The sequence below is a fragment of the Propionivibrio sp. genome (assembly GCF_017995515.1).
Lineage (GTDB): Bacteria > Pseudomonadota > Gammaproteobacteria > Burkholderiales > Rhodocyclaceae > Propionivibrio.
In genome coordinates this window covers 42,512-49,076 of record NZ_JAGOIT010000013.1, presented here as the reverse complement: position 1 = coordinate 49,076, position 6,565 = coordinate 42,512, and the positions used below count along the sequence as shown (strand labels likewise).

Sequence of the window (6,565 nt, the reverse complement as noted above, 5' to 3'; positions counted from 1 at the left end):
GCAGGCTAGCCGACTGAAAGGACCGATATGAACAGTTCAAAAACCACTGACAAGCACGAACCTCGTGAAATCCGTCGCAAGCTTGGCTTGAATCAGCAGCAATTCTGGTCGAAGATCGGCGTTACGCAGAGCGGCGGATCACGTTACGAAAGCGGCCGCAATATGCCGCGCCCGGTGCGTGAATTGTTGCGCCTGGTGCATGTCGAGCAGATCGATATTCAGCGCGTAAAGCGTGAAGACATGGACGTGATCGACTATCTGAAGAGCGAAGATCCCGAGCTCTTCAAAACCCTCAAGAAGTCGGCGAAGGCCAAGAAGAAGGCCGCCTAGCAGCTGGAGCATCAAGGATTAGCAACGACCCTGACTCCGAGCGCAGCGATGCGATCGGCAAACTGATGGAATTGATCACGCGCAACATTTGAAAGCCTGCCGGCTTCTGGTTGCATTGACGGGCGTGCCAAACCGTAAAGGAGCACGCCCTTGGTTTTTTTACCGACCGTAGCGACGAGTTCAAGGTAGGCAGCCTGATCCGCTCGCGACGACTCTTTGCCGTCGAGCGCGAAGTAGCACGTCTGAATCCACGTCGGCGCAAGCTCGGCACACGCCAGGATGGATTCGCGGACTTTGTCGATGGACATGCGAATGCCGTTAATCGCGGCGATGCCCGATTCCGTCGCCGCATCCAGCTTGAACCAGATTTCGCCCGGCTGCGATCCGATACGTGCTACAGCCTTCCGGACCGCCGGACGGTGCAGAAGGCTGCCGTTGGTAATCAGCCGAAGCGGGACGCTTTCCGGTAAAGCGAACGCGCTCATGACGCGACCGACGGACTCGACGGCAGCAAGGAAATCCGCCGAACTCGTTGGCTCGCCGTTCCCGGAAAACGCCAGATCGACCAGTCGCCGCGCTTCCGGCGACGCATTTCGCGCAAGAAAATCGCCGCTGACGATATCCGCCAGAAGCTCTCGCAACTCGCTTTCGAGCAAGCCGAGATCGACGGGCGGCGGTCCGCCGCGCGTGAGACCGGGCACCTGGCAGTAGACGCAGCGCCAGTTGCAGGCATTGTTGACATTGAGGTTGATGCCGAGCGAGACACCGCCGGCGCGCCTGGACACGACGGGGTAGATGTACTTCAAACCGGCGCTGTCTCGACTGTGATCGCTGACGTTCAACATCTCCCACTCTCTCCACGCGACACGCTGGCCGAAAACGGCGGCCAAGGACCGAAAACCCGCGATGATATAATTTCTCACCACCGCCTTACAGGGACTCCCATGCAAGTCACCCGTCGCCTCGAGTTTGACGCCGGTCACCGAATCCCCGACCACCGGAGCCAATGCCGTCATCTGCACGGCCATCGCTATGCGATCGAGATAACCCTCGCCGGCGACATCATCCTGCAAGCCGGCGATCCGGCCAACGGGATGGTCATGGACTTCTCCGAGATCAAATCGCTAGCCAATGAACACCTGGTTGCCGTTTGGGATCATTCCTTCCTCGTCTATTCGGGCGATACCACGGTCGTTGAGTTCCTGGAAAGCCTGCCCAATCACAAGACGGTCATCCTCCCGTGCATTCCCACCGCGGAGAATCTTGCCGAGGAAGCATTCCGGATTCTCGACCGCGTCTACCAGGACACTTACGGCAATAATCTACGCCTTGAGCGAGTCCGACTGTACGAAACGCCGAACTGCTGGGTCGACGCAATCCGCAAGTAGTCCGACGACGCACTCGCGGCATTCTCGCTCGAAGATCCCGGCGCACCGAAAAACAAGTTGCTTCCACAACAAGCACAAATTGGTTTGATTTCTGCGCAAACACTGACAATAATAGTTCGTTACAAAAACTAACTACTTATTTCCAGACAGCCCACGCTATGACGATTACCGGCGATCAGGCTTTGATGCGCGAAATCAACCGCATGGCGCTGGTGCGGGCCATTCAGCGCATTCCGGGCCAATCCAGAGCCGAACTGGCCAAAGAGACGGGCCTGACCAAGTCGACGGTGAGCCTCCTGGTCCAGGACCTGATCGAAGCGGGATGGCTCGTTGAGTCGGACATTCAGGCCACGGGCGCCATTGGCCGCCGACCGACGCCAATTTTCCTCGACGGCGTTCGCCTTGCCATGATCGGCGCCGAAATCAGCGTCGAAAGTCAGAGCATCAGCGCCCTCACCGTCTCGCTGACAGGGGATGTCATCAACGGTTCGCAAGAACCGCTGCCGAGTACCCAGCCTGCCGACGTCATCGAACGACTGGCGCACCTGATCGCGTCGCTCGTCAGGCAATCGGAACAGGATGGTCGCGAACTGCTCGGTATCGGCATCGGCGTCCCGGGCGCCGTACTCGATCAACAGGGCATGGTCAAGATGGCTCCCAATTTCGCCTGGCGCGATGTTGCCCTGCAGAGCGCGCTGGCACAGGAACTCGAATCACTCGGCGTGACCGGCCTGCGCATTCAGGTACAGAACGACTACGACGTCGCCGCACTCAGCGAGTACGAGTTCGGTTCGCCGCCGCAGCCCGACCCCTTGATTTACCTCGGGCTCGGCATCGGCGTCGGCGCCGGTATCATTGTTCGCGACCGTCTCTTTCTTGGCGCCGAGGGCTTTGCCGGCGAAGTCGGACATTCCATCCTGCAACTCGAAGGACCGGTGTGTTCCTGCGGGCGCAAGGGCTGTGCCGAAACGTTCATCGGCCTGCGCGCGATCAGCACCCAGATCATCGGCCACGCCGGCGACCTGATCCCGGTCGACACCATCCGCCACCTGCTCGATCGCAATGACGAAGCGGCAATACTGGCCGTGCGCCGTGCGGGACACTACCTCGGCGTCCTCATCCAGAACCTGTGGACGTATTTCAATCCAGGAAGAATTGTCCTCGGCGGTCCGTCATGCGAATTGGGCGCCCCATTCCTTGACGCAGCCCAGGCCTGCCTGGAACGCTACTCGCAGGATTGTGGCCTGCCCTTGCCGGAAATCCAGCTATCGCGGTTTGGCTCGCGCTCGGTCGCTGTCGGTGCGGCCGCGCTGGTCAAACATGCCTTGCTGAGGCCACTTGATCTCCGTTTCCGCATCCAGTAATCAGGACATCGCCGATGTTTTCAACGACAAACGACCGGGGTCCCTGAAAAATAAAAAAGTGCATTTTGGTATTGCTTTGGTGCGACCATTAAACTAATGTACCGGCATTCGACGAAAACAATTCGGTGGCAGCGAACCACCGGCGCAGAAGATTCATGAAAGACTCAAATCGACACCAGATAGTTATCGGATGTCAGGGATTGAAGGAGGTGGAACATGTACCTGGGGGTTGCGCTTGATCCTTGCCTAATCACGCAGTTGTCACGGCTTGATGTTCGGCCGTCTTCTTCGGCACCGGACACGATTGCGCACCTCTTCGCAACGAGTGCCGAACTTTCCATGCACGCCCACTCCTGCTCGAACGGACACTAGCCGCGCGACAAGCGGCTAGTCGACACGATACGCCGCGAACTCTTTTCCGGTTCGCCGTCCAAGAGTTCAGGAAAGATTTGTGAATGTTGTGGAGCAAAAGGAATTCGCAGAAAGGTTTTTCCATCCGCAAGGCGGATAAGTATTTTTTTGTTGTGGGCTGTTTCAGTCAACCTCAAGGCCATCCCGAAGCGTTGACTCCCTGCAGCCGGCACAAATGAATGGTGCAGAGATGTCGGCTGTATGTGCCCAAGGTAGTGACAGCATTTGTTTCGGTTGGAATGTTGAAATTCTGGAACACGCCCGGAAACGGGCGAGCTTGTTGAATGTGGTTTGTTGCAGAATAAGCCGCTGCTCTATGCAGATGGCCTAGTTGGGAGGTTCAGCCTTCCGGTATTTAAATCTAAGGAGACCCAGATGAGCCGTTTTACAGTTCGCCGTACCCTTTTGGCAGTACTTGCTGCATCCGCTGCTTGCGTGTCCCTGCCCGCTTTTGCCTCCAAGGAAAAGCCCGTCATCGGTTTCTCGATCGACGACCTGCGCGTTGAGCGCTGGGCACGTGACCGCGACTACTTCATCGCCGCAGCGAAGGGCCTTGGCGCAGAAGTCAGCGTTCAATCGGCGGATGGCGACAGCGCCAAGCAAGTCGCTCAGATCGAAAACCTGATCTCCAAGAAGGTTGACGTTCTCGTGATCGTTCCGAAGGATCAATCGACCCTGACCAACGTTCTGAAGGAAGCCAAGAAAGCCGGCATCAAGGTTGTCTCGTATGACCGCCTGATCAAGAGCCCGGACGTTGACGTATATATCTCGTTCGACAACTACCGCGTTGGCCAGATGCAAGGTGCCGCGCTGATGAAGGCTCTGCCGAAGGGCAGCATCTACGTCATGAGCGGCGACCCTGGCGACAACAACGCCAAGCTGTTCAAGGCTGGCGCGCTCTCCGAGATCGACCCGTTCGTCAAGAAGGGCGACATCAAGATCCTCGGCGAGCAAGCGGTCAAGGATTGGCTGCCGGCTAACGCGCTGTCCATCGCCGAAAACGTGCTGACGCAGTTCAACAACAAGATCGACGGCTTCCTCGGCCCCAACGACGGTACCGCCGGCGGCATCATCCAGGCTCTGGCTGGTCAGAAACTGGCTGGCAAGGTGCCGGTCACCGGCCAGGACGCCGAGCTTGCTGCTGTCAAGCGCATCATCGCCGGCACGCAGACGATGACGGTCTACAAGTCGCTCAACCTGATCGCGACCGAAGCCGCCAAGCTGTCCGTTGCGCTGGTCAAGGGCGACAAGATCACGTTCAAGTCCGAAAAGGCCGAAGGTGGCGTCAACCAGATCCTGCTTGACCCGATCGTCATCACCAAGGACAACGTCGACTTCCTGGTCAAGGATGGCTTCTACACCAAGGCGCAACTCGGTATTTAATTCGGGTTTGGCTAGTCTATAGTTCTGTTTTGCAGGCAGGCTGCCACGGCAACCTGCCTGTTTTTACCGAAGCAGGCGCTCATCCTGCTTTGTCGCAGTAAACAAATCTTTTATAGCGGGGGATCATGTCCGAATATCTTTTGGATATGCGTGGGATCGTCAAGGACTTCAATGGCGTGAAAGCGCTGGACGGGATCGATCTCAAGGTTCGCGCGGGCGAAATCGTTGGCCTGTGCGGAGAGAACGGTGCCGGAAAATCGACGCTGATGAAAGTCCTGTCGGCCGTATACCCGTACGGCACCTGGCAGGGCGAAATCTTCTGGGAGGGCAAGGAACTCAAGGCGGAGACCATTCGCCAGACAGAAGAAGCCGGTATCGTCATCATCCACCAGGAACTGATGCTCGTCCCGCAGCTTTCCGTCGCCGAAAACATCTTCATGGGCAACGAAATCACCCTGCCCGGCGGCCTCATGAACTACGCAGCGATGTATCGCCGCGCCGAAGAGCTCATGGCCGAACTCAAGATGCCCGACGTCAATGTGGCGCTGCCCGTTTATCACTACGGCGGCGGTCACCAGCAATTGATCGAGATCGCCAAGGCGATCAACAAGAAGGCCAAACTGCTGATCCTCGATGAGCCAACCTCTTCGCTGACCAAGGCCGAAACCGAAATTCTGCTCGACATCATCCGCGACCTCAAACGCAAAGGCGTCGCCTGCGTGATGATCTCGCACAAACTCGACGAAGTCGCCGCCGTGTGCGATACCGTCAGCGTCATTCGCGACGGCGCGCACGTCGGCACGCGCCCGATGAAAGAAATCGATACCAACGAGATCATTACGATGATGGTTGGGCGCGAAATCAAGAACCTCTTCCCGCGCGAAGAGCACCCGATCGGTGAAGTGTTCTTCGAAGCACGCAACGTCACCTGTCTTGACGTCAACAATCCGGCGCGGAAACGCGTCGACAACATTTCCTTCAAGCTGCGCAAAGGCGAGATTCTTGGCATCGCCGGTCTTGTCGGCGCCGGCCGCACCGAACTGGCGATGGCCATCTTCGGTTGCTATCCAGGCCAGTCCGAAGCCGAACTCTGGCTCGACGGCAAGCAGATCGATGTCAATTCGCCGCGTTCGGCCGTGACCCAGGGCATCTGTCTGGTACCGGAAGACCGCAAGCGCCACGGAATCGTCCCGCTGCAAGGCGTGGGTGCCAACATCACGATGGCGGTTCTCGAAAACTATGCCAAGTTCGGCACCATCGATGCCGAATCGGAAATGGCACAGATCCAGAAGTCGATTGCGCGCATGCGCATCAAGACCGCATCGCCCAATTTGCCGATCAAGGGTCTGTCAGGCGGGAACCAGCAGAAGGCCGTCCTCTCGAAGATGCTGCTGCCCAAGCCCAAGGTGCTGATCCTCGACGAGCCGACACGCGGCGTCGACGTCGGTGCCAAGTACGAGATCTACAAGCTGATGTTCGAACTTGTCAGGGAAGAAGGTTTGTCGATCATCATGATCAGCTCCGAACTGCCCGAGGTTCTGGGAATTTCGGATCGCGTGCTGGTAATTGGCGAAGGCCAATTGCGCGGCGACTTTATCAACGACGGCCTGACTCAGGAGCAGGTACTCACCGCCGCTCTGGGCCACACCGACGAATTGGCCGCCTGAGCGCTTGTGCCCGGTTTATCTT

General features: G+C 57.9%; 6 protein-coding genes. 5 read left to right on the top strand and 1 reads right to left on the bottom strand.

Going from position 1 to position 6,565, the window contains the following annotated elements; translation table 11 throughout:
• Positions 1-27 precede the first annotated feature (27 nt).
• Complete coding sequence (locus KBA32_RS03760; RefSeq protein WP_294355505.1) at positions 28-330, top strand: helix-turn-helix domain-containing protein; 303 nt, start codon at positions 28-30, stop codon at positions 328-330.
• 11 nt (positions 331-341) lie between these two features.
• Here the strand turns inward: KBA32_RS03760 and KBA32_RS03755 are convergent, their stop codons facing one another.
• The gene (locus KBA32_RS03755) at positions 342-1,175 is read right to left on the bottom strand and encodes a radical SAM protein (protein WP_294355508.1); all 834 of its coding nucleotides are present in this window, start codon (positions 1,173-1,175) and stop codon (positions 342-344) included.
• A gap of 99 nt (positions 1,176-1,274) precedes the next feature.
• On the opposite strand from KBA32_RS03755, the gene queD reads away from it, so the two are divergent.
• From queD to xylG, 4 genes are all read left to right on the top strand, one after another.
• Complete coding sequence (gene queD / locus KBA32_RS03750) at positions 1,275-1,718, top strand: 6-carboxytetrahydropterin synthase QueD (protein ID WP_294355502.1); 444 nt, start codon at positions 1,275-1,277, stop codon at positions 1,716-1,718.
• Between the two features lie 185 nt (positions 1,719-1,903).
• Positions 1,904-3,082, top strand: coding sequence for an ROK family transcriptional regulator (locus tag KBA32_RS03745; RefSeq protein WP_294355500.1), 1,179 nt, complete (start codon positions 1,904-1,906; stop codon positions 3,080-3,082).
• A 786-nt stretch (positions 3,083-3,868) separates the two neighbouring features.
• Positions 3,869-4,876, top strand: a complete 1,008-nt coding sequence (gene xylF / locus KBA32_RS03740; RefSeq protein WP_294355497.1) for a D-xylose ABC transporter substrate-binding protein — start codon at positions 3,869-3,871, stop codon at positions 4,874-4,876.
• A gap of 125 nt (positions 4,877-5,001) precedes the next feature.
• Positions 5,002-6,543, top strand: a complete 1,542-nt coding sequence (gene xylG / locus KBA32_RS03735) for a D-xylose ABC transporter ATP-binding protein (protein ID WP_294355493.1) — start codon at positions 5,002-5,004, stop codon at positions 6,541-6,543.
• Positions 6,544-6,565 lie beyond the last annotated feature (22 nt).